Source organism: Paracoccus sp. (in: a-proteobacteria) (assembly GCF_047605025.1).
Taxonomy (GTDB): Bacteria; Pseudomonadota; Alphaproteobacteria; order Rhodobacterales; family Rhodobacteraceae; genus Paracoccus.
In genome coordinates this window covers 207072-230311 of the sequence record NZ_JASGGO010000001.1, presented here as the reverse complement: position 1 = coordinate 230311, position 23240 = coordinate 207072, and the positions used below count along the sequence as shown (strand labels likewise).

Annotated in this window: 21 protein-coding genes; 10 read left to right on the top strand and 11 right to left on the bottom strand. The window is 68.2% G+C overall.

Translation table 11 applies throughout. From position 1 onward, the window contains the following. Positions 1-79: 79 nt before the first annotated feature. The 5 genes from QM682_RS01045 to QM682_RS01025 are packed head-to-tail and all read right to left on the bottom strand — an operon-like array spanning position 80 to position 6071. A complete protein-coding gene (locus QM682_RS01045) occupies positions 80-646 on the bottom strand; it encodes a DUF3035 domain-containing protein (protein ID WP_415126200.1) in 567 nt (188 codons plus the stop codon). A gap of 33 nt (positions 647-679) precedes the next feature. After that, positions 680-1405, bottom strand: a complete 726-nt coding sequence (lspA, locus tag QM682_RS01040; protein WP_415126198.1) for a signal peptidase II — start codon at positions 1403-1405, stop codon at positions 680-682. A gap of 31 nt (positions 1406-1436) precedes the next feature. After that, a complete protein-coding gene (purH, locus tag QM682_RS01035) occupies positions 1437-3026 on the bottom strand; it encodes a bifunctional phosphoribosylaminoimidazolecarboxamide formyltransferase/IMP cyclohydrolase (protein WP_415126196.1) in 1590 nt (529 codons plus the stop codon). 39 nt (positions 3027-3065) lie between these two features. Next, complete coding sequence (locus tag QM682_RS01030) at positions 3066-4733, bottom strand: heparinase II/III family protein (protein WP_415126194.1); 1668 nt, start codon at positions 4731-4733, stop codon at positions 3066-3068. A 45-nt stretch (positions 4734-4778) separates the two neighbouring features. Continuing rightward, positions 4779-6071 (bottom strand): RsmB/NOP family class I SAM-dependent RNA methyltransferase, encoded by a 1293-nt coding sequence (locus QM682_RS01025; protein WP_415126192.1) that lies wholly within the window; start codon positions 6069-6071, stop codon positions 4779-4781. Between the two features lie 43 nt (positions 6072-6114). Between QM682_RS01025 and QM682_RS01020 the strand changes: the two genes are divergently transcribed. The 3 genes from QM682_RS01020 to QM682_RS01010 all read left to right on the top strand — a co-directional run bounded on the left by QM682_RS01020 (position 6115) and on the right by QM682_RS01010 (position 10789). After that, on the top strand, positions 6115-6285 hold the full coding sequence (locus QM682_RS01020) for a DUF1674 domain-containing protein (RefSeq protein WP_415126190.1): 171 nt from the start codon (positions 6115-6117) through the stop codon (positions 6283-6285). A gap of 215 nt (positions 6286-6500) precedes the next feature. Next, positions 6501-7691 carry an efflux RND transporter periplasmic adaptor subunit gene (locus tag QM682_RS01015; RefSeq protein ID WP_415126188.1) on the top strand — a complete coding sequence of 397 codons (1191 nt, stop codon included), beginning with the start codon at positions 6501-6503 and terminating at the stop codon, positions 7689-7691. Then, positions 7691-10789 (top strand): efflux RND transporter permease subunit, encoded by a 3099-nt coding sequence (locus tag QM682_RS01010; protein ID WP_415126186.1) that lies wholly within the window; start codon positions 7691-7693, stop codon positions 10787-10789. The genes QM682_RS01015 and QM682_RS01010 overlap by 1 nt, the downstream gene beginning before the upstream one ends. Before the next feature lie 268 nt (positions 10790-11057). Here QM682_RS01010 and QM682_RS01005 read toward each other — a convergent pair whose 3' ends face one another. Both QM682_RS01005 and QM682_RS01000 read right to left on the bottom strand, forming a co-directional pair. Then, positions 11058-11513, bottom strand: coding sequence for an RbsD/FucU family protein (locus QM682_RS01005; protein ID WP_415126184.1), 456 nt, complete (start codon positions 11511-11513; stop codon positions 11058-11060). An 87-nt stretch (positions 11514-11600) separates the two neighbouring features. Beyond that, entirely contained in the window at positions 11601-12431 is an 831-nt protein-coding gene (locus QM682_RS01000; RefSeq protein ID WP_415126182.1) for an aldo/keto reductase, read from the bottom strand. Between the two features lie 296 nt (positions 12432-12727). Here QM682_RS01000 and QM682_RS00995 point away from each other — a divergent pair, with 296 nt between their 5' ends. Both QM682_RS00995 and QM682_RS00990 read left to right on the top strand, forming a co-directional pair. Then, positions 12728-13561 (top strand): putative zinc-binding metallopeptidase, encoded by an 834-nt coding sequence (locus QM682_RS00995; RefSeq protein WP_415126180.1) that lies wholly within the window; start codon positions 12728-12730, stop codon positions 13559-13561. A gap of 61 nt (positions 13562-13622) precedes the next feature. Then, on the top strand, positions 13623-14045 hold the full coding sequence (locus QM682_RS00990; RefSeq protein ID WP_415126178.1) for a PaaI family thioesterase: 423 nt from the start codon (positions 13623-13625) through the stop codon (positions 14043-14045). 3 nt (positions 14046-14048) lie between these two features. Here the strand turns inward: QM682_RS00990 and QM682_RS00985 are convergent, their stop codons facing one another. Beyond that, complete coding sequence (locus QM682_RS00985; protein ID WP_415126176.1) at positions 14049-14753, bottom strand: fumarylacetoacetate hydrolase family protein; 705 nt, start codon at positions 14751-14753, stop codon at positions 14049-14051. Between the two features lie 113 nt (positions 14754-14866). Here QM682_RS00985 and QM682_RS00980 point away from each other — a divergent pair, with 113 nt between their 5' ends. Genes QM682_RS00980 through QM682_RS00970 form a run of 3 tightly spaced genes read left to right on the top strand, consistent with a single transcriptional unit; the run spans position 14867 to position 17877 of the window. Then, positions 14867-15520, top strand: coding sequence for a protein-L-isoaspartate O-methyltransferase family protein (locus QM682_RS00980; RefSeq protein ID WP_415126174.1), 654 nt, complete (start codon positions 14867-14869; stop codon positions 15518-15520). Between the two features lie 21 nt (positions 15521-15541). After that, the gene (locus tag QM682_RS00975) at positions 15542-16939 is read left to right on the top strand and encodes a TolC family outer membrane protein (RefSeq protein WP_415126172.1); all 1398 of its coding nucleotides are present in this window, start codon (positions 15542-15544) and stop codon (positions 16937-16939) included. Positions 16940-16971: 32 nt separating this feature from the next. Continuing rightward, positions 16972-17877, top strand: coding sequence for a hypothetical protein (locus QM682_RS00970; protein WP_415126170.1), 906 nt, complete (start codon positions 16972-16974; stop codon positions 17875-17877). 717 nt (positions 17878-18594) lie between these two features. On the opposite strand, the gene QM682_RS00965 is transcribed toward QM682_RS00970, so the two are convergent. The 3 genes from QM682_RS00965 to surE are packed head-to-tail and all read right to left on the bottom strand — an operon-like array spanning position 18595 to position 21282. After that, positions 18595-19782 (bottom strand): LysM peptidoglycan-binding domain-containing protein, encoded by a 1188-nt coding sequence (locus tag QM682_RS00965; RefSeq protein ID WP_415126168.1) that lies wholly within the window; start codon positions 19780-19782, stop codon positions 18595-18597. 33 nt (positions 19783-19815) lie between these two features. Further along, positions 19816-20487 (bottom strand): protein-L-isoaspartate(D-aspartate) O-methyltransferase, encoded by a 672-nt coding sequence (locus tag QM682_RS00960; RefSeq protein WP_415126166.1) that lies wholly within the window; start codon positions 20485-20487, stop codon positions 19816-19818. A 3-nt stretch (positions 20488-20490) separates the two neighbouring features. Next, positions 20491-21282, bottom strand: coding sequence for a 5'/3'-nucleotidase SurE (gene surE / locus QM682_RS00955; protein WP_415126164.1), 792 nt, complete (start codon positions 21280-21282; stop codon positions 20491-20493). 202 nt (positions 21283-21484) lie between these two features. On the opposite strand from surE, the gene QM682_RS00950 reads away from it, so the two are divergent. Then, positions 21485-22408 (top strand): sulfite exporter TauE/SafE family protein, encoded by a 924-nt coding sequence (locus tag QM682_RS00950; protein WP_415126162.1) that lies wholly within the window; start codon positions 21485-21487, stop codon positions 22406-22408. After that, entirely contained in the window at positions 22405-23235 is an 831-nt protein-coding gene (locus QM682_RS00945) for a TIGR02186 family protein (RefSeq protein ID WP_415126160.1), read from the top strand. The genes QM682_RS00950 and QM682_RS00945 overlap by 4 nt, the downstream gene beginning before the upstream one ends. Positions 23236-23240: the final 5 nt, after the last annotated feature.

Genomic DNA, 23240 nt, shown 5'->3' with positions numbered 1-23240 from the left:
GCGCGAAACCTGCACGCGGCGACAGCGGCGCGCAAGCCGCCAGCCCGTCATCTAAGCGTGATCGAAACGCGAGCCGGTCCTAGTCGCCGATCAGCGTCGGCGCATTGTCCACCGGGCGGACGACCTTGCCATCCGCGCGGATGTTCTGGGGGGGCGCCGTGGGCAGGGCCACGCCGGTCGGGCGCCACCGCTCAAGCTCGGCCCAGCTGTCCAGGGTCATCGGCTCATAGGCGCGGTAATAGACATTGCTCCGGGCCAGGATTTCCAGCGCGCGGCGACCCCGGCGCGAGCGCAGCTCCACATCCTCGCGCGCGGTGACCTGGCGGATCGCCTGATCGCGACCCAGGCGCGAGGCATAGGCGACCAGCGCCCCGTCCGCCGCGCCGACGCCCTGCGCGGAAAGCTGCGCCGGATTGCCGCCAAGCGCCCCCACCGCATCCGCCTGCGGCGTCGGATCGGTCAGGTTGCCGCCGCCCGGCGTGGGCGTGGGCAGGCTGGCCAGGTCCGTCGGCATCGTCAGCGGTTTCGTCGGCACGATGGCGAATTCGTCAGGCCCGTTGCCGGTATGGCCAAGAGTCATCAGATGCGGATCACTGCTGCAAGCCGCCAGGCCCAGCATGGTCAAACTTAGCGCGATCGCCCGCATTCTTCCGTCCTTCACGTTCTTGCGCCGCCGTTCTTAGCGCGTATTGGCGTCCCCGTCACGGGTCTTGTCGCGGCTATCCTCGGCGGCGGGCATGTCCAGCGCCAGTTGCTCCGGTGCCGGCTCGGGCTTGGGCTTCGGCGCACGGGGCCTGGAGGGCGCGCGCTTCTTGATCTCGGGCTGCTTTTCCGGGGGTTGCAGCACCAGCCCCATCGCACCCAGGAAGATCGCGATGTCGGCGACGTTGAAGCTGTAGGGATTCTGCCAGCCCGGCAGCGACATGTTCAGAAAATCCGCGACCGCGCCATAGATCATCCGGTCGATCACATTGCCCAGGGCGCCGCCGATCAGCATCCCCGCCGAGATCTGCGCGAAGCGCGAGGGCTTGGCCCGCCAGATCCAGATCGCGACCCACAGGCAGACCGCCACCGCGATGCCGACCAGAACCCAGCGCATCACCTCGACATCGCTGGCGAAAAGACCGAAATTCATGCCCTGGTTCCAGGCCATGCGCAGGTTCAGCCAGGGATCCAGCACATAGATCTCGCGCACGAGGTCCAGTTTCAGCAGATGCACGACCAGAAATTTCAACGCCTGGTCCAGAAGCAGGATCACGCCGGCCATCGCCAGCACCGGGCGCCAGACGCGCGGCGGCGGCGCCTTGCGCGAGGCGCGCTTCGGGACCTGCTTCGGGGCCGCGACGGATTTGCGCGGCTTTGCGGTCGATTGCGTCACCGGCTTCGGGTCATCGATTCTAGCCATCGTTTCGGGGGCCATTCAGTTCGGAGGCCATTCAGTGCCGGAAATGCCGCTGCCCGGTCAGGACCATGGCCAGTCCCAGACGGTCCGCCGCCGCGATCACCTCGGCGTCGCGCATCGAGCCGCCGGGCTGGATCACCGCGCGGGCACCCGCCTCGGCCAGCGCCTCGATCCCGTCCGCGAAGGGGAAGAAGGCATCCGAGGCGACCGAGGCGCCGAGGCTCGGTGCCTGCGCCAGGCCCAGCACCTCGGCCATGTCCTCGGATTTGCGCTTGCCGATCCGGGTGCTGTCCACGCGGCTCATCTGCCCCGCGCCGATGCCCACGGTCGCCAGATCCTTGGCATAGACGATGGCGTTCGATTTCACATGCTTGGCGACGGTCCAGGCGAAAAGCAGGTCCTGAAGTTCCTGCGCATCCGGCTGGCGCCGCGTCACCACCTTCAGGTCCGAAGGCAGGATCACCCCATTGTCGCGGTCCTGGACCAGGAAGCCGCCCGCGACCTGGCGGAAGGTCAGGCCCCGCGCCTTGGGATCGGGCAGCCCGCCGGTGGTCAGCAGCCGCAGGTTCTTCTTCGCGGCAAAGATCTCGCGCGCCTCGTCGGTCGCGTCAGGGGCGATGACGACCTCGGTGAAGATCTCGGTGATCGCTTGCGCGGTCTCGGCGTCAAGCCGCGTGTTCAGCGCGATGATGCCGCCAAAGGCCGAGGTGCGATCACAATCGAAGGCGCGGCGATAGGCATCGGCGGCGCTGTCGCCCCGCGCCACGCCGCAGGGATTGGCGTGCTTGATGATCGCGACAGCGGGACCTTCGGCCGGGTCGAACTCGGCCACCAGTTCGAAAGCGGCATCGGTATCGTTGATATTGTTGTAGGAAAGCTCCTTGCCCTGCCATTGCCTGGCGGTGGCGACGCCCGGCCGGTCGCTGCCGTCCCTGTAGAAGGCGGCGGATTGGTGCGGGTTCTCACCATAGCGCAGGGGCTGGGCCAGCACCCCCGAGAAGCTGCGGCGGCGCGGCGTGTCATCGCCGATCGCCCGCGCCATCCAGGCGCTGACCGCCGCGTCATAGGCCGCCGTCCGGGCATAGGCGATCTGGGCCTGGCGCTGGCGGAAGGCATAGCTGGTCATATCGTCATGGGCGTCCAGTTCCGCCAGCACGGCGGCATAGTCCTGAACGTCCACGACCACGGTGACGAAGGCGTGGTTCTTGGAGGCCGCGCGGATCATCGCCGGGCCGCCGATGTCGATATTCTCGATGCAATCGTCATAGGCGGCGCCCTTGGCGACGGTTTCCTCGAACGGGTAAAGGTTCACCACCAGCAGGTCGATCATGTCGATCCCATGCGAAGCGGCGGCGGCCATGTGTTCCTCGTTGTCGCGCAGTGCCAGCAGGCCGCCATGCACGGCGGGATGAAGCGTCTTGACGCGGCCGTCCATCATCTCGGGAAAGCCGGTGGCGTCGGCCACGTCGCGAACGGTCAGCCCGGCCTCGCGCAGCGTCTTGGCGGTGCCGCCGGTGGACAGGATCTCGACCCCGCGGGCGTCAAGGGCGCGGGCAAAGTCCAGAAGCCCGGTCTTGTCGGAAACGGAAATCAGCGCGCGCTTCAGCGGAATGCGGTCGGTCATGGGTCAAGGCCCCCCTGCGTCATTGGCGGATTTGGCCCGTCACCTAGCGAAGGCACGCGCCAAGGTCCAGCCGATCTGGATCGCCCGCCCCTGCAAAAGCGCGGAAAGCACGATCTGTTGCGAGGGGATCGGCTCGGCAAGATTGTGGTCCAGAAAACAGCTCGCCTCAAGGGCGAGCGCGCCCACGCCGTCATGGGCAAAGCGCCATTCCTCGCCTCCGGGCAGGGTCAGGCGGATTTCCTCGCCATCATGGACTGCCTGGATCTGGGGATGCAGGTGAAAGCGGATGGCGAAGGCCAGGCCCTGATCGGGACGGATCTGTTCCAGCCTGGCCTGGGCGCTGGCATCCAGCGCCGCCAGCGAATCCTCGCCCTGAAGGTTGGCGCCGTCGGGCGAAAGCCAAAGCTCGCGCAGATGGGTCAGCCCGTGGCTGTCCAGCCAGCCGTCATGCCCTGCCAGCAGATGCGCCGGCTCGGGCGCATGGGGCGGGCCGCAATCGGGGGCGGTAAGGTTGCCCAGGGCATCGCAATCCCCGGCCCAGACAAGGCTGGGGCGTTCGGTCAGGATCTCGGGGGCCGATTCGGCCTCGGCGGGGGCCAGCCGGGACGAGGAAAGCCCTTCCAGGCACAGCGCCGAATGGCTGGCCGTGGCGCGGCTGGCCCTGGCCCAAAGCGGGCCGAAACCGTCGCCGGGGCCGCAATTGACCAGGATCGGCTGGCGCGCCACGGTGAATTCGATGGCCAGCGTCGAGGCATGGGCGCGAATCGCCGCCGGTCCCGCAGGCGGCGCGGCGGCATCCAGGATCAGGGTCGAGCGCGCCCGCGCCATGCGGGCAAAGCCCATGGCAAGGCCGGAGCCGGGCAGCGCCGCGCCCTGGGCCGCGCGCAGGCAGCGATCCAGCCGCCCCGCGGCGCCCCGGCCGCCGCCATGAAAACAGGGCAAGGCGCCGTCCGCATGGCGCAAGGCGCGCAGGACCGGCGCGATCTGGGCGATGACGGGGGCAAGCTCGGGGGGGGCGGGATGGCCGGTTTCCTCGGCCACCTCCTCGGCCCAGACCAGAAGCGCCATGGCTTCCAGCAGCGCCTCGGGGGCGCGGCTTTCCGACAGAAGGTCCACCCCCATCGCCTCGGCTTCCTGGGCCAAGGCGATCAGGGCGGGCTGGGCGATGTTCTGGCGGTCGCGCAAGGACATCGCGCCGATGGCAAGGCCCGCCAGCGCCTCAAGGCGCGGCAGGCCGTCCGGGCCTTCGTGCCAATGCGCGCGCAGGTGATCCAGATGGCGGTCAAGCGCGCGGAAGTAAGGCTCGGCCCGGTCGCGGTCCAGGCCGGGCAGGATCATCCCGGCGTGAAAGATCCAGCGCAGCACCCGCCGCCCGGCGATGGCGGAAAGCCATTCGGGCCGCGCAGGCTGGGACGCGGGCTGGGGCGCGGGATGGGCGCGCAGCCAGCGCAGCACATGCTGCTGGGCCACCGCGCGGGCCTTGGGCGAGCCGACCGCCGCCAGATCGTCGAGCCAGCCGAAACCATGCAGCTCCGCCGCGAGGGTCGGCGGCAGGTCGGCCAGAAGCTCTGCGGCGAAGATGTCGCCGGTCAGCGTCAGGCCGCCCAGGTGCAGCCGACCCCGCGCGATCTCCTCGCCGCGTCCGGCATGGCCGATGGCCTTCGGCTCGGGCCGGCGCAGGAAACCACGGGAGTGTGCTTCATTCATAGGCTGACCATCGCGGCAGGCGAACTCGCCCGAAGCTTAGGTCCGTCAAGCGGTTTTCCGCAAGCGGACGATGAAGAACCCGTCCATGCCGCCGCGTTCCGGCCACAGGTCCGGGCGCAGGCGCAACCCGCCGTCGCCGGTCAGCCAGGCCGGGTCCACGCCGGGCGCGATGGCGGGTTCCGCCCGGATGCCGGCATGGCGGGCCAGGGCGGCCGCAAGCTGCGCCTCGCCTTCGTCCGGCAGAAGCGAGCAGGTGGCATAGACCAATCGCCCGCCCGGCCGCAGCAGGTCCAGCGCATGGTCGATCAGCCGCGCTTGCAGCGACAGCAGTTCGGCAAGCCCCCCGCCGTCGCGGATCAGCGACAGTTCGGGGTGGCGGCGGATGGTGCCGGTGGCCGAGCAGGGCGCATCCAGCAGCACCGCGTCCAGCGGCGCGTCGGGCCGCCATGCCAGCGCGTCGGCGGCGATCAGGCGGGCGCGCAGTCCGCAGCGGTCCAGGTTCTGCGCCACGCGCTGAAGCCGCGCGTCCGAGATGTCGATCGCCGTCACCTCGGCCCCGGCGGCGGCCAGTTGCAGCGTCTTGCCGCCCGGCGCAGCGCAAAGATCGGCAATGGCCTCGCCCGGCTGGGGATCAAGCACCCGCACCGCCAGCGCCGCCGCCGCGTCCTGCACCCACCAGTCGCCGCTTGCATAGCCCGGCAGCGCGCTGACCTGGGTGCCCGAAGGCAGGCGGCGCGAGCCGGTGGGCAGGGCCTCTCCGGGCAGGTCGTCGCGCGGGGTCCTCGGGGTCAGGTCGAGGGGTGCGCCGGCCTCATGCGCGGCCTCGATGACCTGGGTGATCCGGGGGCCATAGCTTTGCACAAGCGGCTGGCGCAGCCAGTCGGGCAGGCGCTGGGGCGGCAGAGCATTCCAGCCATCGCCGCCCGTCGCCGCCACCTTGCGCAGCACCGCATTGACCATGCCCGAGGCGGCCTGCCCCTTGCCGCCCGCACCCCGGCACAGCCCGACCGCCGCGTTGACGACGCCATGCGGCGCCTCGCCCAGCGCCAGCAATTCGGTGGTGGCGAGGCGCAGGATGCGCAGGATCTCGGGCCGGGGACGGCGGACGAGGAAAGGGGCAAGGGCCGCGTCCGCCCGGCCGATGCGGCGCAGCACCTCACGCGCCAGACGCAGCGCGCGGGCGCGGTCCGAGGGGGTCAGGGACTGGAGCGGATCGGCGGCTTCGTCCAGCGTCGCGCCCTGCTCGACCGCGGCCAGAAGGCGCAGGGCGGCGGCGCGGGCATCCATGCGGGGCGTTTGGCGGTCTCGGTCGCGCGGCTTGTTCACGTCTGCTCTCATCCTTAAGATTGGGCGGGTGTAGCCTGATGCAGGGAAAACCGCCATGACCGACCGGAAGGATTTGCCCCCCGCCGCGCAGCGCGCGCTGGCCGAGGCCGAGGAACGGCGACGCACGCCCCCGGCGGCGCTGCCGGTGGAACTGGGCGGGCGCGACGGCCCCGAGCCGGTGCGCTACGGGGATTACGAGAAGAAGGGTCTTTGCATCGATTTCTGATCCTTGCGCGTTCCGATCCATACGCGCGGCGCCGGGTGCCCGTGGGCGTTGAAAACCCGAACTGGGCGCCCCCGGGCACGGTCGCCGGGTATTTGGAAAACGAAGAAGAGGCCGGGCCGCGCGCCCCTTGCGATCCTGTGATCCCGGGCGGGCGTTTACCTGCCATTGGGATTTTGTCCCTAGAAAGGGCGAAAACGAACGGCAAGGACAGGCATATGCGATCAGCCAGAGGCCAGCTTTTCCAGGCAGCGCTGCTGCTTTGGCTTGGCCTGGTGTTTTCCGGGGCCGCGACGGCACAGGAGCGCAGGGCGCCGCAGGGGCCGCGCCAGGTCGGCGTGATGACCATGACCGAGGCCGACGTGCCCTATACCGCCACCCTGCCCGGCCGGGCCATCGCCTTTCAGCAGACCGCGATCCGGCCCCAGGTCGGCGGCGAGATCCTGGCCATCCTTTATGATCCGGGCCAGCCGGTGCGCGCCGGGGATGTGCTGTTCCGTCTGGATCCCGAGACGCTGGCCGCGGCCCTTGCCGCCGCAGAGGCGGGCGTGGCGGGGGCCGAGGCCAGCCTGACCCAGGCGCAAAACACCGTGACCCGGTATCGCCGGCTGGAAGGCTCGGGCGTGTCGGCGGTGGACCGGGCCAATGCGGAGGTGGCATTGAAGCAGGCCGAGGCGGCCCTGGCCTCGGCCAGGGCCGAGCGCGACGCGGCGCGGCTGTCGCTGGACCGGACCGAGATCGTGAGCCCGCTGGACGGGATGGCCGACGTGCCCCAGGTCTCGGTCGGCGATCTGGTCACCGCCAATCAGGCCGAGGCGCTGACCACGATCACCCAGCTTGATCCGATCTATGTCGATGTCTCGGAAAGCTCGGCCCGGATCTTGCGCAACCGCGCCCGGATCAGCGCCGGACAGTTGATCCAGAGCGGCGGGATCCAGACCCGCCTGACCCTGGAAACGGGCGAGGAATATCACGGCCTGGGCCGGATCGTCAGTCCCGGCATCGCGGTTTCCGCCACCACCGGCACCGTGCCGATCCGCTTGCGGTTCGACAATCCCGAACGGCTGATCCTGCCCGGCCAGTTCCTGCGGGTCGAGATGACGCGCGGCATGACGCGGGCCGTCCTGGTGCCGCAGCGCGCGACCAGCCGGGCCTCGGACGGGACGTTGACGGCTTTCGTCGCCCGCGACGGCCGGGCGCAGGAGGTCACGCTGAGCGAACAGGGCAGCTATCGCAACAACTGGATCGTCAGCCAGGGCATCAATCCGGGCGAGCAACTGATCCTGGACGGGCTGGACAACCTGCGCGCCGGGGCCGAGATCGTCACCGTTGCCGTCGAATTGGACGCCCAGGGCGTGGTGCGCGAGATCGCCCCGGCCGGGACCGATGCGGCACCGGGGACGAAGTGATGGCGCGCTTCTTCATCCACCGCCCGGTCTTTGCCTGGGTCCTGGCCATCGTCACCATGCTGGCGGGCGGCTGGTCGCTTCTGGGCCTGCCGGTCTCGCAATATCCCGACATCGCGCCGACCACGATCCGCATCGTCGCGCAATATGGCGGCGCCACCGCGCGGGCGGTGCAGAACTCGGTCACGGCCCCCATCGAGGACGAGCTGACGGGGTTGGACGGGCTGCTTTATTCGACCTCGATTTCCTCGCAGGGGCGCAGCGCCATCGTGCTGACCTTTGGTGACAGCGTGGACCCGATCGAGGCGTTGAACGAGGTCCAGACCCGCGTCCGCTCGGTCGAGCGGCGGCTGCCGACGCCGGTGCAGAGCCAGGGCGTGCGGGTGACGCGCAGTTCGACCTCGACGCTGATGGTGGGGGCGCTGGTCTCGGCCACGGGGCAGCATTCGACGATCCAGCTTGGCAACCTGCTGGAGCAGGTGGTCGAGGGGCCGGTGCGCCGGACCGAGGGGGTGGGCGACATCAACGTCTTCGGCTCGGGCTATGCGATGCGGATCTGGATGGACCCGCTGCGGCTGGCGCAGTTCCAGTTGACGCCCACCGACATCACCCAGGCGGTGGCGCAGCAGAACAGCACCGTTTCCGTGGGCAGCCTGGGCGAGCAGCCGGTTCTGCCGGGCCAGCAGTTCACCGCGACGATCACGGCGCAAAGCCAGCTTACCTCGGTCGAGGATTTCCGCAACATCCTGCTGAAGACGGGCGAGGACGGAGCCTCGGTGCGCCTGGGCGACGTGGCCGAGGTCGAGATCGGGCAGGTCACCTATGGCCGCGATTCGCGTTTCAACGGGCTGAACGCCTCGGGGTTCTCGGTGAACCTGGCAAGCGGCGCCAACGCGGTCGAGACCGCCAATGGCGTGCGCGCGACGCTGGAGCGGTTGAAAAGCGCGCTGCCCGAGGGGGTCGATCTGCAAGTCGCCTACGACACCGCGCCCTTCGTGGAACTGTCGATCCAGAAGGTCTATCACACCCTGCTTGAGGCTGTGGCGCTGGTCTTCCTGGTCATCCTGATCTTTTTGCAGAACTGGCGCGCGACGCTGATCCCCCTGATCGCGATTCCGGTCGTGCTTCTGGGCACCTTCGGCATGTTGGGGGCACTGGGATATTCGATCAACACGCTCACCATGTTCGCCATGGTGCTGGCCATCGGGCTGCTGGTGGACGACGCCATCGTGGTGGTCGAGAATGTCGAGCGCGTGATGGCCGAGGACGGGCTTGGCCCCGTCGAGGCGACCGAGAAGAGCATGGGCCAGATCAGCGGCGCGCTGGTCGGCATCGCGCTGGTCCTGTCGGCGGTGTTCCTGCCCATGGGGTTCATGCCCGGCTCGACCGGGGTGATCTATCGGCAATTCTCGGTCACGATCATCACGGCGATGGTGCTTTCGCTGCTGGTCGCGCTGATCCTGACGCCCGCGATGTGCGCAAGCCTGCTGCGCCCCGGCCATGGCGCGCCGCGTTTTGCGCCCGCGCGCTGGTTCGACCTTGGATTGCAGCGGATGACCGAGGGCTATACCGCGACCGTGCGGCGCACCCTGCGGCGGCCCTTGCTGGTCATGCTGGTGCTGGGGGCCATCGCCTGGGGAGCGGCGGATCTTTTCGGGCGCATGACCTCGACCTTCATCCCGACCGAGGATCAGGGCGTGCTGCAATCGCGGATCGCGCTGACCGAAGGCTCGACCGCGCAGCAGACCGCCGCCGTCGTCCGCGAGATCGAGGATTACATGCTGACCGAGGAAAGCGAGGCCGTCGGATCCGTCTTCGTGGCGCTTGGTTTCGGCGGGTCGAGCACGGCGCAGAACCAGGCCACGGTCTATGTGCGGCTGAAGCCCTTTGACCAGCGCGGCGATCCGGCGCTTTCGGCGGGCGCCGTGATGGACCGGGCCAATGCGCGCTTTGCCGGGCATCGCGCGGGGCGCATCATCTTCAGCCAGCCGCCGGCGATTCCGCGCCTGGGCAATTCCTCGGGCTTCACGATGTATCTGGTCGACCAGTCCGGTCATGGCGCGCAGGCGCTGACCGAGGCGGCGCGGCAATTGGAGGAACTGGCCGGCCGTGACGCGCGGCTGCGCAACACGCAAAGCGGCGGCTCCGAGGACCAGGCGGCGCTGCGCATCGACATCGACCAGCAGAAGGCGGAAAGCCTGGGCGTCTCGGTGCCGGCGGTGAACTCGATGCTGTCCACGATCTTCGCCGGCACCGAGGTCAACGATTTCGCGCTGGGTGCCCAGCTTCGCCCGGTGATCGTGCAAAGCGGCGCCGCCAGCCGCATGCAGCCCGAGGACATAGATCGCTGGTATGCCCGCAATGCCACCGGCGAAATGGTTCCCTTCAGCGCCTTCATGTCCATCCGCTGGGAGCCGGTCGAGCCGCGCCTGTCCCGCATCGACAGCATCGACGCCATCGAGATCACCGGCCAGCCGGGCGCCGATGCCAGTTCGGGCAGCGCGATGGACGCCATAGAGGAGATCGTGGCACAACTGCCCGGCGGTTATGGCATGGCCTGGACCGAGCTTTCCTATCAAGAGCGGCAGGCCGGCAATCAGGCCCCCTTCCTGTTCGCGGTCTCGGCGCTGGTGGTATTCCTGTCGCTGGCGGCGCTTTACGAAAGCTGGTCGATCCCCTTCTCGGTTCTGCTGGCGGCGCCGGTGGGCATCCTGGGCGCGGTCGTGGCGGCGCTGGCCTTCGGGCAGTCGAACGATGTCTATTTCAAGGTGGGGATCCTGACGACCATCGGTCTTGCCGCCAAGAACGCCATCCTGATCGTGGAATTCGCCCGCGACCTGCAAGAAGCCGGGCGCAGCGCGACCGAGGCGGCGGCCCAGGCCGCCCGCCAGAGGCTGCGCCCGATCCTGATGACCTCGCTGGCCTTCATCCTGGGGGTGCTGCCGCTGGCCATCGCCAAGGGCGCCGGGGCGGGGGCGCAGAACTCGATCGGGATCGGGGTCATGGGGGGGATGATCGCGGCCACGTTCCTGGGGATATTCATGGTGCCGGGCTTTTACGTCGCCCTGCGCAAACTGACGCAGCCGAGAAGCGGAGGATAAACGAACCTTCTTGCCTGGCTTCGCTTGCGCGGGACGGCCATAAGCCGGTGCCCCATGTCCGGCGCGGCCTGGCCGGGCACCGGCCCATGACGGCGGCCCCTCTCCGGCTTCTGGCGGATCGGCGCTTAGGACGATACCCGCCGGCCAACGCGACGCCACCGCCCGAAGAACACGCGCCCGAGCACCGGCAGCGCGGAAGGAACGCGGCAAGGCAAGGCTTGGGAACCGCCCATGTGCCGCGAGGGCCTGACCCGCTGGTGCCGCCCGCCTAGCCCGGAATCGCCCCACGCGCAGGCGAGATCACGCCCTTCTTCAGGATCAAATTGCTGTAAAGCCGCGTATCGACCGTTTGCAGCACGGCGAAACTGTTGCGGGTCAACTCGTAAAAGCCGAAGCGGTCGATCGATTGCAGACCCGAGCCGGCTGCCTCGACCAGCGGAATGATCTCGCGGATCGGATCGGGCACGGCATCGGGATCGCCCACCACCTGCATCGAGGTCGCCGCCGCCGGAACGAAATCGTCCAGCGGGAACAGCGTCAGCACCGCCCGCGTCGTCGCCGCCAGCCGCGCGCCCATGGTCAGCACCCGGCCATGAGGCAGATGCCTGGCCAGCGCATGGGCGGGGAAGTTCGCGTCCACGATGGCCAGATCGTCGCCATGTCCCATCTGCGCCATGACATAAAGCAGCTCGGGCGAGATATGGGGATTGATACCCTTGAGCATTCCAGGTCTCCGTCCTTGGCCCCAGGGGCCATTGCCTTGACGCGCCACAGAACCCGCTGGAACGGGCCGCGTCAATGGCACCGCCGATCAGATCGTCTCAAGCGGGCGGGCGGCCAGGGGCGGAGGAAAGATCTGATCAAGCTCGGCGACCACTTCGGGGGTCAGCCCCATCTCGACCGCGCGCAGGTTCTGGGTCACATGGTCGGGCGTCGCGGCCTTGGGGATCGCGATCATGCCCTGACGGTTCAGCGCCCAGGCCAGGGCAAGCTGCGCGGGGGTCAGGCCCACCTTGGCGCCCAGGGCAAACAGTTCGGGCCGCACCGCCAGCCGCCCCTGCTCGACCGGGCTATAGGCCATGGCGGGAATGCCCCGCGCGGCAAGCCAGGGCAGCAGGTCCCATTCCGGCCCGCGCCGCGTCAGGTTGTAAAGCACCTGGTTCGCCGCGCAGCGCCAGCCGCCGGCGGCAAGCAATTCCTCCATATCGGCGGTCGAGAAATTGCTGACCCCCCAATGGCGGATATGGCCCGCGTCGCGCAGCCGCTCCATCGCCTCGACGGTCTCGGCCAGGGGCACGTCGCCGCGCCAGTGCAAAAGGTAAAGGTCGATCCGGTCGGTCGAAAGCCGGCGCAGGCTGCGCGCGCAGGCGCGGGGCAGTTCGACCGCAGAGGCGTTCCAGGGATAGACCTTGCTGACCAGAAAGACCTCGCTCCGGCGCCCGGAGACGGCTTCGGCGACCAGTTCCTCGGCCGCGCCCTCGCCATACATCTCGGCCGTGTCGATCAGGCTCATGCCCAGGTCCAGCCCGCGCCGCAGCGCGGTCAGCTCGGCCGCGCGGTCGCCCTTTTCGGCCATCATCCAGGTCCCCTGTCCCAGGCTGGGAACCGTTTCGCCGTCTGGCAGGTTTGTGCGTGGGACCATGACCGTTCTCACCAAGTAAGCAGACCAACCCATGCCGCAGACCCCCCGGCTCCGCACGGGGCCGATGCGCGAATACCGACCATCAACGAAGAGCCCTTCTTATGCAGCGCCTCGAATGCCCGAACTGTGGACATCGTGTTTACTTTCATAACACCTTCTGCTCCTGTGGAACGCCACTTGTTTTCGACGCCCAGGCGGGCCGTTTCGCCGCCAACGGCGCGCCCTGCGCGAAACAGGCCGAGATCGGCTGCAACTGGATGGCCCAGGAGGGCAGCGGCCTATGCCGATCCTGCGCCATGACCACCACGATTCCCGACATCTCGGTCGAGGGCAATACGGATCTGCTGATTCGCAGCGAGGCGGCAAAGCGCTGGGTGCTGGCGAACCTTGCCCGCTGGCGCTGGTTCACCGATGCCGACCGGGGCGACCGCCCGATCTTCGAGATGCTCTCGGAGCGCGCCGGCCAGCACGAGGTGGACGTGACGATGGGTCATGCCGACGGCGTGATCACCATCAACGTGGTCGAGGCCGACGCCGCCGTCCGCGTCGAGCGCCAGCAGCAACTGGGCGAGCTTTACCGCTCGATGATCGGCCATATGCGCCACGAGATCGCGCATTTCCTGTTCGAGCGGCTGGCGCCCCTGCCCGGCTTCGTCGACGCGTTCCGCGCCCGCTTCGGCGACGAGCGCGCCGATTACGGCGCCGCCCTGACCGCGCATTACGCCAATCCCAGGGATCCGGGCGACCAGTATATCAGCGAATATGCCACCATGCACCCGCATGAGGACTGGGCCGAGACCTCGGCCCATATCCTGCATCTGGTGGATATGACCGACAGCCTGATGGCGACCGGCCTGAACGGAGAGGGCATCCCCGCGCCGGGTTACGACGCCTATGCCGATGCGGATGGCGACCACCTGCTGGACGCGGCCATCGCCGTGGCGCTTGCGGTGAACGAAATCAACCGCGCGCTGGACAATCCCGATGTCTATCCGTTCGTGCTGACCGACACGACCCGCGACAAGCTGAAATTCGCGCTGCGCTGGCTGTCGTCGGGGGCGACCGCAGCGCCGCCGCAACAGGTGGCGGGCGGTCAGATCCCTGAGACGCGGCACGCCCTGCAAGCCTGACCCCGGTCGCGATCTTGACCTTCGCCCTGCCGCATCGCAGCATCGCGACAGGAGGATCACGATGACCGAAAACCCCGCCGATGATACCGCCTTTCCCCGCCCCGCGAACTTCTCGCTGCTGCTGGGTTTTCGCATGGTCTCGACCCAGCCCGACGAATTGCGCGCCGAAATGCCCGCCACCGAGCAGCTTTCGAACCGCAACGGCGTGCTTCATGGCGGCGCGATACTGGGTTTTGCCGACAATCTGGGCGGCACGGCGGCGCTGATCAACCTGAAACCCGGCCAGGCCACCACGACCATCGAGAGCAAGACGAATTTCCTGCGCCCGATTCGCGTCGGCGATACCGCGCATGGCCTATGTGTGCCGCTGCACAAGGGTCGCACCACGATGGTCTGGCAGACCACGATCACCCGAGGCGACGGCAAGGTCGCGGCCATCGTGACCCAGACCCAGATGGTGATGGAATGGCGCGATCCGGCCTGAAGTCTATTGCGCCGGAGCCAGGTCCAACCTGATCTGCGGCAATCCCTCGACCCCGCCTTCAAGCCGGTCGCCCGCGACCACCGCGCCCACGCCCGCAGGGGTGCCGGTCATGATCAGGTCGCCGGGCGCAAGGTGATAGAATTTCGACAGGTCCGCCACCAGTTCCGGGACCGACCACACCATGTCCGAAAGCACCGCCTCTTGCCGCAGCGCGCCGTTGACGCGCAGCCGGATCGCCCGCTCGCCCAGCGGTCCCTGCGCCGGTTGCAGATCCGACAGCACCGCCGCGCCCTCGAAGTTCTTGGCCAGATCCCAGGGACGGCCCTTCGCCTTGGCCTTGGCCTGAAGATCGCGCCGCGTCATGTCCAGACCCGAGCCATAGCCCCAAACATGGGCCAGCGCGTCCCCCGGTGCGATACGAAATCCAGCCAGGCCGATGGCCACGACCATCTCGATTTCGTGATGCAGGTCCGAGGTGCCCGGTGGATAGGCCAGCACCGCCGCCGATTCCGGCCCCGATTCCACCACGGCATGGGGCGATTTCAGGAAATAGAACGGCGCCTCGCGGTCCACCTCACTGCCCATTTCCGCCGCATGCGCCGCATAATTGCGCCCGACACAGAAGATTCGGTTCACCGGAAAGCGGGACCGGCTATTGTGGACACCCAGGGACGGGATGACGGGCGGGGCAAGGACGAAGGCGCTCATGCGCACAGGGATGACATAGACACAGCGCTGCGGCAAGCGATCCGCGCGACGTTGCCCACCCCGGATTTTCGTGGCAATAGGATTTCACAGCCAAGGCAAGCAGGGTTCGCTAGATGATCGATTTCGCGCAGCGCCGCACCATGATGGTCGACACCCAGGTTCGTCCAAACGATGTGACTTCCTATCCCGTCATCGACGCGATGCTTCACGTCCCGCGCGAGCAGTTCGTGCCCGACACGCGCCGCGATGTCGCCTATGCCGGGGAAAACCTGCCGCTCGGCCCCGGCCGCGTCCTGCTTGAGCCGCGCACCCTGGGCAAGATGATGGAGATGCTGGACCTTCAGACCGGCGACCTGGCGCTGCATGTCGGCTGCGGCTACGGCTATACCGCCGCCGTCATGGCCCGCATCGCCGAGGCCGTCGTCTCGGTCGAGGAAGACGAGATCATGGCCGCCGAGGCCCAGGCCCGGCTGAGCGCGCAGGATGTCTTCAACGCGGTCGTCGTGCCGGGGCCGCTGTCGCAGGGCTGCGCCGCCCAAGGCCCCTATGACGCCATGCTGATCGAGGGCGCGATCGAGGTCATGCCCACCGCCCTGGCCGACCAGCTTCGCGACGGTGGCCGCGTCATCGCTTTGTTCCGCGAAGGAAATCTAGGCGTGGTCCGCATCGGCCGCAAACTGGACGGACGGATCAACTGGCGCTTCGGCTTCAATGCCGGCGCCCCCCTGCTGAGGGGCTTCGAGGCAGAGCGCGGCTTTACGCTGTAGCGCAGGAAAAAAGGACGGCCCATGCTGAGCAAGACGCTGAAGACATTGCGGCGACCGCTGGCTGCGGCGCTCGTGGCCGGCGTTACCGCCCTGCCTGCCGCCGCCGAAACCCTGGCCGACGCTATGGTCGCGGCCTATCGTCATTCGGCGCTTCTGGACCAGAACCGCGCCGTGCTGCGCGCCGCCGACGAGGATGCCGCCTCGGCCATCGCCGCGCTGCGCCCGGTGGTGCAATGGGTCGCGGAATACACCTACCAGAACATCGAAGGTTTCGACGCCAATTCCCGCAGCATCGCGCTGGAAGCCTCGCTGACGCTTTACGACTGGGGCCGCAACGCCATCGCCATCGACATCGCCAAGGAGACCGTGCTGGCCACCCGCGCCGCCCTGGTCGGGGTCGAACAGGACGTGCTGCTGGGCGCGGTCGAGGCTTATCTGAATGTTCGCAGCGCCAGCGAGCAGGTGGATCTGCAATCGAATTCGGTCCGCGTCATCGGACAGGAAAAGAACGCCGCCACCGACCGATTCGAAGTGGGTGAGATCACGCAGACGGACGTGTCGCAGGCCGATGCCGCGCTGGCCGCCGCGCGGGCCGATCTGGCCACCGCCCAGGGCGATCTGGAAATCGCGCGCGAAAATTACCGCGCCCTGACCGGCAAGCTGCCGGGCAAGCTTGCTCCGCCGCCCTCCTCGCCCAAGCAGCCGGCGAATCTGGGCGCGGCCCGCGATATCGGCCGCCGCATGCATCCGCTGGTCCAGCAAGCCCAGCGTCAGGCGGCCGCCGACGAACTGGGCGTGGCAGCCGCCGCGGCCGAGCGTAATCCCGAATTGACCGCCTCGGCCGGGCTGGCCAGGGCGCGTAACAAGACGATCAGCACCGGGGGGATTCCCGTGACGACCGATTCCGGCTCGGTCTCGCTCAGCATGTCGCAGACGATCTATTCGGGCGGCCGCCTGCCCGCCGCGCATCGCAAGGCCATGGCACAGCGTGATTCGGCCCGCGCGGAGCTGGTGAATGTTTCGCGCCAGGTGGATCAGTCGGTGGGCACGGCCTGGGCGCAGATCGACGTGGCCCGCGCGCAGATTCGCGCCATCGACCAGCAGATCACCGCCGCGCAACAGGCTTATAACGGCGTCCGCGAAGAGGCGACGCTGGGCGCGCGCACCACCCTGGACGTTCTGGACGCAGAGCAATCGCTGCTTGAGGCGCGGGCGAACAAGATTACGGCGGAAGCCAATCTGCAATTAGCACATTATCAACTTCTCTCGGCTATGGGTTTGTTGACGGTAGAAAACCTGAAACTTGGGATTCCCACCTATGACCCATCAGCCTATTACAATTCGGTGCAGGACGCACCCTTCACCAGCAGACAAGGCAAAAGCCTGGACCGCGTGCTACGCGCGATCGGCAAGGACTGACCGCCTGTGCCCCGCCATTCCGGGGGGCCGTCATGCAGCATGAACGTATCTGGCAACAGGACCGGCAGGCGCCTGCGGAAAGCGCGGGCAACGTGCTTAGCTCGATCCGCAAGCTGATTTCCCAGGATCAGGCACGGCTGCCCGGCGAAGGCGGCATGGCCGAGGCGCAGCCCCGCGCCGGGGCACAGCAGGTCCTCTCGCCCGGCGACCACAGCCACGCGCCGCTGTTGCTGGGCCGCGAAGACCTGATCGACGCGGTGGCCCCCATCATCCCGATGCCCGTCGCCGAACCGGCCGCGCACGACATTCCCTGCCCGCATCCGGCCAATGCCCCGTCCCTGGGCATCGTCGAACGGGAGGGCGCGCGGCAGGCACCCGCTCAGCCGCCGGCAATCGATCCAGCGCCGCAGCCCGCGATTTGGCCTTCCACTACGGCCGAGGTCTGGTTCAACTCTCCCGAAGCCCTGCAAGACCGAGCCACGCCTTCTTCGGACGAAACGCTGCTCAGCCCCGAGGAAGAGACGGAATTCGCCGAGGCCGAGGCGGCGCTGGCCAAGATGATCGCCTCTCGCCCCGCCGAGGCGTCCAGAACCGCCGAAAAGGTGACGGCGCCCCAGGGCACGCTCCCCGTTGAGAAAGAAGTGATGGCACAAGACATGCGGATGACGGATATGGGACGCATCGAGGATATCGCGGCGCTTCGCCCCTCGGCTCGGGCGATCGGTCTTGGCGGCATGACCGCCGCCGGCGGCGCCGCGCCGAACCTGTTCGGCGAGATCGGAGGCGTGGCCAAGGATGCGACCCTGCGGGTGCTGATCCGCGACGCGATCCAGCAGGAGCTGCATGGCGAACTGGGCCAGCGCCTAAGCCGGAACATGTGCCAGATGATCCGCCAGGAAGTCGAGGCCGTCATCCGCGAGATCTGCGCCGAATCCTGACCCATCCCGGCCCCGTCACGACCCACATGGACCACGCCCTCTTTCGGGTCCGAAAAAGCCGCGCCTCCCCGCCCCTGTCAGGCGCAAGACGAATCGGGCGCATCCTGTTTCCACGGCCTTCGCGGAAAAACGCGCCTGTTGGGTTAAGCGGCACCCATTGGAGGAGAACGGCGCCCGTCGGGTAGGACAGTGCCGTCTGGGTGGGACTGCGCCACTTAGGTGGGACAGCGCCGCCGGGTGGGACTGCGCCGCTTGGGCCAACCGCACCCGACTGGACAACCCTGCCCGGAAAGGCCATCCCATTGCTTGGGCGTGGCCGCCACCCATCCGGCCATCGGTTGCATCGCTGCTTCGGCGGGTCAGCTGCCCGGCTCGGGCTGGCCCTGAAACTGGTGTCGGCTGCGCCCTTGCCGCCGCGCCACCGCAACCAGTCGCGATTGAAGAAAACCGTGCTGCCCAAAGCGCGCCGGTCATCGGGCCGGAAGGGGCCATGATTCCCGGGAAGGAACGGCGAAAGTTGCGCCCGCCCCGACGCGCCCTGATCGCGGGCGAAAGTTTCGGCTGCAACTTCACCACCCGGCTGATCAGGCCCTTATGGATCAATCGCCGAAACCGTCTCCGAAACGCCGGCGGTCGGGTGTTGATCACAGCCGCCCCCTCAAACGAAGGTGGGATCAGGGTCAGCACCCAGGCGATCCAGGAACAGGCCGGGACGCTTTAGTTGAGGTATTTCTCGGGATCTACGCTGTCGAAGCCCTGGCGCACCTCGAAATGGACGACGCCCTGATTGCGGGCCTTGCCCAAGGTGGTTCCCGCGCCGACCTTCTGTCCCTTCTGGACGGCCACATCGTCCAGCCCGGCATAGACGGTCATCAGGTTGTTGTCGTGGCGCACCACGATGATCGGCACCTGGTCCACATCGCGGGTGATCGCGGCGACGGTCCCGCTGCCGGCGGCCGAAACCTGGCTGCCGGGCGGAGCCGAAATGTCGATGCCGTCATTCTTGCCCTTCTGATAGGTGCGGATGATCGAGCCGTTGACCGGCATGCGCAGGCTACCATTGCCCGAGGCCGCCGTGCGCGTCCGGCCCAGATCGGGACCCGCGGGCTTGCTGACCGGCGCGCTGGCGGGCCGGGTGGTTTCGCGCGGCAGCGGCTCGGCCGCCGAAGGCGGACGCGGCGTCGGGCTTCCCATACCGGGGGCGGTCACGACCGTCGCGGAACTGCGACTTTGGCCCGCGACCGGGATCAGCAGGCGCTGGCCGTTGCGCACCGCCATATTGCCGCTCAGCCCGTTCCAGGATGCCAGATCATTGACCGAAACGCCGTATTTGCGCGCGATGGACCAGGCGGTTTCCCCGGCGGCAACCACATGCTGGCGTGGCTGGCTGGCGGCGGGAAGCGTGCTGGAGGCCACCTTGCCGCTGGCGGCGGGCGGCGGAACGTTCGGCTTTTTCATGCCCTGGGCCGCGAAGGGATCGGTCACCGCCCCGGTCGAGGACACCGCGCCCGCCGCCGGACCCGGCCCGGCCGCGACCGGGCTGCCCGAAGCAACGCGGCTGGGCAGGGCGACGACCGCGCCGGGGTTCAAGGGCGTTGCCGGATCGATCGCATTATAGCTGGCCAGCGTCCCGGCATTCAGGCCAAGGCGCGCGGCGATGGTCGCCATCGTATCCCCCGGCCGCGCGATCGCCACCTGATAGCCGGGATAGCTGATCACCCCCCGGCTGTCGGGCGCCGGACGCGCGGCGGCGGCGGCGGCGGCGGGCGCGGTATCCAGGCCCCCACGACCCCAGCCGCGCAGGTCCGGGTCCAGGCTGTTCAGGTTCAGCCCGCCCTGCGGATTGCAACCGGCCAGCACGGCCAAGGTCCCGGCGGCCCATGCCAGCCGAATGAAATTCGTCATCTTGCCCGTTCCCTCACTCTGCGTCGCCGGGGATCATGTTGGTCCCAACCCCTCGACCAGCGGCACGAAGCGCACCTGCCGCAATTCGTCATATTCAAAGCCCGCCTCGCCCCGACGGACCCGGATCAGCGTCTGCACCGCATCCGACTGGCCGACGGGGACGACCATGATACCGCCGATCTTCAACTGGGCCAAGAGCGGCCCCGGCGGGTCTTCGGCCGCGGCGGTCACCATGATGCGATCAAAGGGCGCCTGCTCGGCCAGCCCGCGCGAACCGTCCGCGACAATAGCAGTGATATTGGGCAAATCCAACAGGCGGAACACCTCTTCGGCGCCCTGGACCAGGCGGCGGTGGCGGTCCACCGTATAGACCCGCCGGCACAGCAGCGACAGCACCGCCGCCTGATAGCCCGAGCCGGTGCCCACCTCCAGCACCTTGTCGCGCGGCCCGACCTGCAATGCCTGGGTCATCATCGCCACGACCGAGGGCTGGCTGATCGTCTGGCCGCAGGGGATCGGCAGGGGCGTGTCCTCATAGGCGCGCTCCTGGAACAGCCCGCGCACGAAGGCGCCCCGGTCGATCCGCTCCATCGCGTGCAGCACGCGCGGATCCGTCACACCGCGCTGGCGCAGCGCGAACAGGAAACGCATCTTGCGCTCGGCAGCCTCATGATCGGGATCTTGATCGGGCCGCTCGTCGCTCATATGTCAGCCGTCCTCCAGCACGCGCAGCGCGTCCAGACTGGCATGGCAGGTCAGGTCCGGCCGCATCGGCGTGATCGAGACATAGCCCCGCATATTGGCATCGACATCGCTTCCCGGCGTCGCCTCGGCGACCTGCGAGCCGCCCAGGATCCACAGGAAGCGGCGCCCGTTCGGGGCGTGATACGGCTCGGCCTCGAAGCGGGTGCCGCGCCGGCGGCCCTGCGCCGCGACCCGCACGCCCTTGACCGAGGCCGCGTCGCAGGGCGGAAAGTTCAGGTTGTAGAACAGCCGGAAATCCGCGTCCGCATTCCAGTCGCCCTGGTCCAGAAGCTGCCGGATCAGCCGGGGCGCATGCACCCGCGCGGCCTCGAACGGATCCTTCAACCCCGAGGTTCCCGCCCCCATGTATTGCGAAAGCGCGATGGCCGGCAGCCCTTGCAGCGCCGCTTCCATCGCGCCGCCGATCGTGCCGGAATACATCACGTTCTCGCCCGAGTTGTTGCCGCGATTGACCCCCGACAGGACCAGATCCGGCGGCGCGTCGCGCATCACGTCGGCCAGGGCCGCCAGCACGCAATCGGCGGGCGAACCCTCGGCGGCGAAACGGCGCGGTCCCAGTTCGGCGATCAGGGTCGGATGGACATAGCTGATGCAATGGCCGACGCCCGACTGCTCGAAGGCGGGGGCGACGGTCCAGACCTCGCCCTGGGGGCCGGCAAGTTCATGGGCGATATGGGTCAGTGCCTCAAGGCCCGGCGCATTGATGCCATCGTCATTCGTCAAGAGGATCCGCATGTCGCCTCGTCTCTCCGTTGTCCCATATGCCGGGCCGCGGCCCGCCCAACCTTGGCCGAGACTGCTTACCGCCATCACATCCGCGTCAGAACCATGCTTAGCCGGGCCACAGGTTCACGACAACCCGCCGCGCGATGCGTATGGCGTTTGACGTGCCTTCGCCGCGCAGGCAGAATCAGGCGAAAGCCCAACCGGATAAGACATGCAGATCTACCTTCCGATCGCCGAAGTGGTGGTGAATGGCCTGACCCTGGTGGGGCTGGGGGGCGTCGTGGGCCTGATGTCGGGCCTGTTCGGCGTGGGCGGGGGCTTCCTGATCACGCCGCTTCTGTTTTTCATCGGCATTCCCCCGGCCATCGCGGTGGCGACCGGGGCGAACCAGGTCGTTGCCTCGTCCTTCTCGGCGCTGCTGGCGCATGTAAAGCGCAAATCCGTCGATTTCCGCATGGGCTGGATGCTGCTGGCGGGCGGGCTGGTCGGCTCGTCCCTGGGGGTGATCCTGTTCAATCTGTTGCAACGGATCGGCCAGGTCGATCTGGTCGTGCAGCTTTGCTATGTGATCTTTCTGGGCCTGATCGGCGGCATGATGCTGCAAGAAAGCCTGCGCGCGCTGCGCCGCAGCCAGCGCAGCGGGCCGATCCAGCCCATGCGGCGCCATAGCCATGGCTGGGTGCATCGCTGGCCCCTGAAGGTCAAGTTCCGCGCCTCGGGCCTGTATATCAGCGCCATTCCGGTGCTGCTGGTGGGCGCCTGCGTCGGCGTTCTGGGGGCGCTGATGGGGGTCGGCGGCGGCTTCATCATGGTGCCGGCGATGATCTATCTGCTGGGCATGCCCACCAAGGTCGTGATCGGCACCTCGCTTTTCCAGATCACGTTCCTGTCGGCCTATACGACGCTGATGCATGCCGTCTCGTCGAACACGGTGGACGTGATGCTGGCGCTTTTGCTGATCATCGGCGGCGTGGTGGGGGCGCAGATCGGCACCACCCTGGGCGCGAAGCTGCGCGCCGAGCAGTTGCGCATCCTGCTGGCGCTTCTGGTGCTGGCGGTCTGCGGCAAGCTGGCCCTGGACCTGTTCCTGCGCCCGGATGAGCTTTACACCCTGACGCCGGGGATCCTGAAATGATCCGCGCGCCGGTCCTTGCCCTGTTCCTGGCGCTGCTGCCGCAGATCGTCGCGGCGCAAAGCGGCCTTGGCCGCGGCCCGCTGGCATCCGCGTCCCAGACCCCCGCCCCGCCGCCCCCCGAGGAACAGATCGTCGCGGGCCTGTCGCGCGACGATGTGGACATCACCACCAATTTCGACGGCTCGGACATCATCATCTATGGCGCGATCAAGCGCGAGGCGCCGATCCCCAAACCGCCCCTGGACGTGATCGTCACGGTCGAGGGGCCGCCCCGCCCCGTCACCATCCGCCACAAAGAGCGCCGCCTGGGCATCTGGGTCAATACCGGCAAGGTCAGCGTCGCCTCGGCGCCGATCTTCTATGTCGTGGCGACCACCCGCCCCTTGGACCAGATCCTCGATCCCGACCAGGATCAGCGTTTCCGCATCTCGGTCCCGCTGGCGATCCGCGCCCTGGCGGGCACCCCGAACGTGCCCGATGTGGTGCCCTATACCGAGGCGCTGGTCCGCATGCGCGAGGATGCCGACCTTTACCGCCTGGACGAGGGCGCGGTCCTGCTGGCGCAGCAGACCCTGTTTCGCGCCGATGTCAGCCTGCCCGCCAACCTGATCGAGGGCTATTACGGCACCCGCATCCTTCTGGTGCGCGACGGCAAGGTGATCAATACCTTCCGCGCCCCCATCGAGGTGCGCAAGGTCGGGCTGGAGCGATGGCTGCACCGCCTGGCGCTGGGACAGCCCTTCCTTTACGGCTTCATGTCGCTGGCCATCGCGGTCTTCGCGGGCTGGGCCGCCTCGGCGGGCTTCCGGCTGCTGCGGCGGGGCTAGCTAGT

Excerpts from the sequence above, each read along its gene's own strand:
- QM682_RS01045 (WP_415126200.1), bottom strand. The coding sequence starts at position 646 with ATGCGGGCGATCGCGCTAAGTTTGACCATGCTGGGCCTGGCGGCTTGC.
- lspA (WP_415126198.1), bottom strand. The coding sequence starts at position 1,405 with ATGGCTAGAATCGATGACCCGAAGCCGGTGACGCAATCGACCGCAAAG.
- purH (WP_415126196.1), bottom strand. The coding sequence starts at position 3,026 with ATGACCGACCGCATTCCGCTGAAGCGCGCGCTGATTTCCGTTTCCGAC.
- QM682_RS01030 (WP_415126194.1), bottom strand. The coding sequence starts at position 4,733 with ATGAATGAAGCACACTCCCGTGGTTTCCTGCGCCGGCCCGAGCCGAAG.
- QM682_RS01025 (WP_415126192.1), bottom strand. The coding sequence starts at position 6,071 with ATGAGAGCAGACGTGAACAAGCCGCGCGACCGAGACCGCCAAACGCCC.
- QM682_RS01020 (WP_415126190.1), top strand. The coding sequence starts at position 6,115 with ATGACCGACCGGAAGGATTTGCCCCCCGCCGCGCAGCGCGCGCTGGCC.
- QM682_RS01015 (WP_415126188.1), top strand. The coding sequence starts at position 6,501 with ATGCGATCAGCCAGAGGCCAGCTTTTCCAGGCAGCGCTGCTGCTTTGG.
- QM682_RS01010 (WP_415126186.1), top strand. The coding sequence starts at position 7,691 with ATGGCGCGCTTCTTCATCCACCGCCCGGTCTTTGCCTGGGTCCTGGCC.
- QM682_RS01005 (WP_415126184.1), bottom strand. The coding sequence starts at position 11,513 with ATGCTCAAGGGTATCAATCCCCATATCTCGCCCGAGCTGCTTTATGTC.
- QM682_RS01000 (WP_415126182.1), bottom strand. The coding sequence starts at position 12,431 with ATGGTCCCACGCACAAACCTGCCAGACGGCGAAACGGTTCCCAGCCTG.
- QM682_RS00995 (WP_415126180.1), top strand. The coding sequence starts at position 12,728 with ATGACCACCACGATTCCCGACATCTCGGTCGAGGGCAATACGGATCTG.
- QM682_RS00990 (WP_415126178.1), top strand. The coding sequence starts at position 13,623 with ATGACCGAAAACCCCGCCGATGATACCGCCTTTCCCCGCCCCGCGAAC.
- QM682_RS00985 (WP_415126176.1), bottom strand. The coding sequence starts at position 14,753 with ATGAGCGCCTTCGTCCTTGCCCCGCCCGTCATCCCGTCCCTGGGTGTC.
- QM682_RS00980 (WP_415126174.1), top strand. The coding sequence starts at position 14,867 with ATGATCGATTTCGCGCAGCGCCGCACCATGATGGTCGACACCCAGGTT.
- QM682_RS00975 (WP_415126172.1), top strand. The coding sequence starts at position 15,542 with ATGCTGAGCAAGACGCTGAAGACATTGCGGCGACCGCTGGCTGCGGCG.
- QM682_RS00970 (WP_415126170.1), top strand. The coding sequence starts at position 16,972 with ATGCAGCATGAACGTATCTGGCAACAGGACCGGCAGGCGCCTGCGGAA.
- QM682_RS00965 (WP_415126168.1), bottom strand. The coding sequence starts at position 19,782 with ATGACGAATTTCATTCGGCTGGCATGGGCCGCCGGGACCTTGGCCGTG.
- QM682_RS00960 (WP_415126166.1), bottom strand. The coding sequence starts at position 20,487 with ATGAGCGACGAGCGGCCCGATCAAGATCCCGATCATGAGGCTGCCGAG.
- surE (WP_415126164.1), bottom strand. The coding sequence starts at position 21,282 with ATGCGGATCCTCTTGACGAATGACGATGGCATCAATGCGCCGGGCCTT.
- QM682_RS00950 (WP_415126162.1), top strand. The coding sequence starts at position 21,485 with ATGCAGATCTACCTTCCGATCGCCGAAGTGGTGGTGAATGGCCTGACC.
- QM682_RS00945 (WP_415126160.1), top strand. The coding sequence starts at position 22,405 with ATGATCCGCGCGCCGGTCCTTGCCCTGTTCCTGGCGCTGCTGCCGCAG.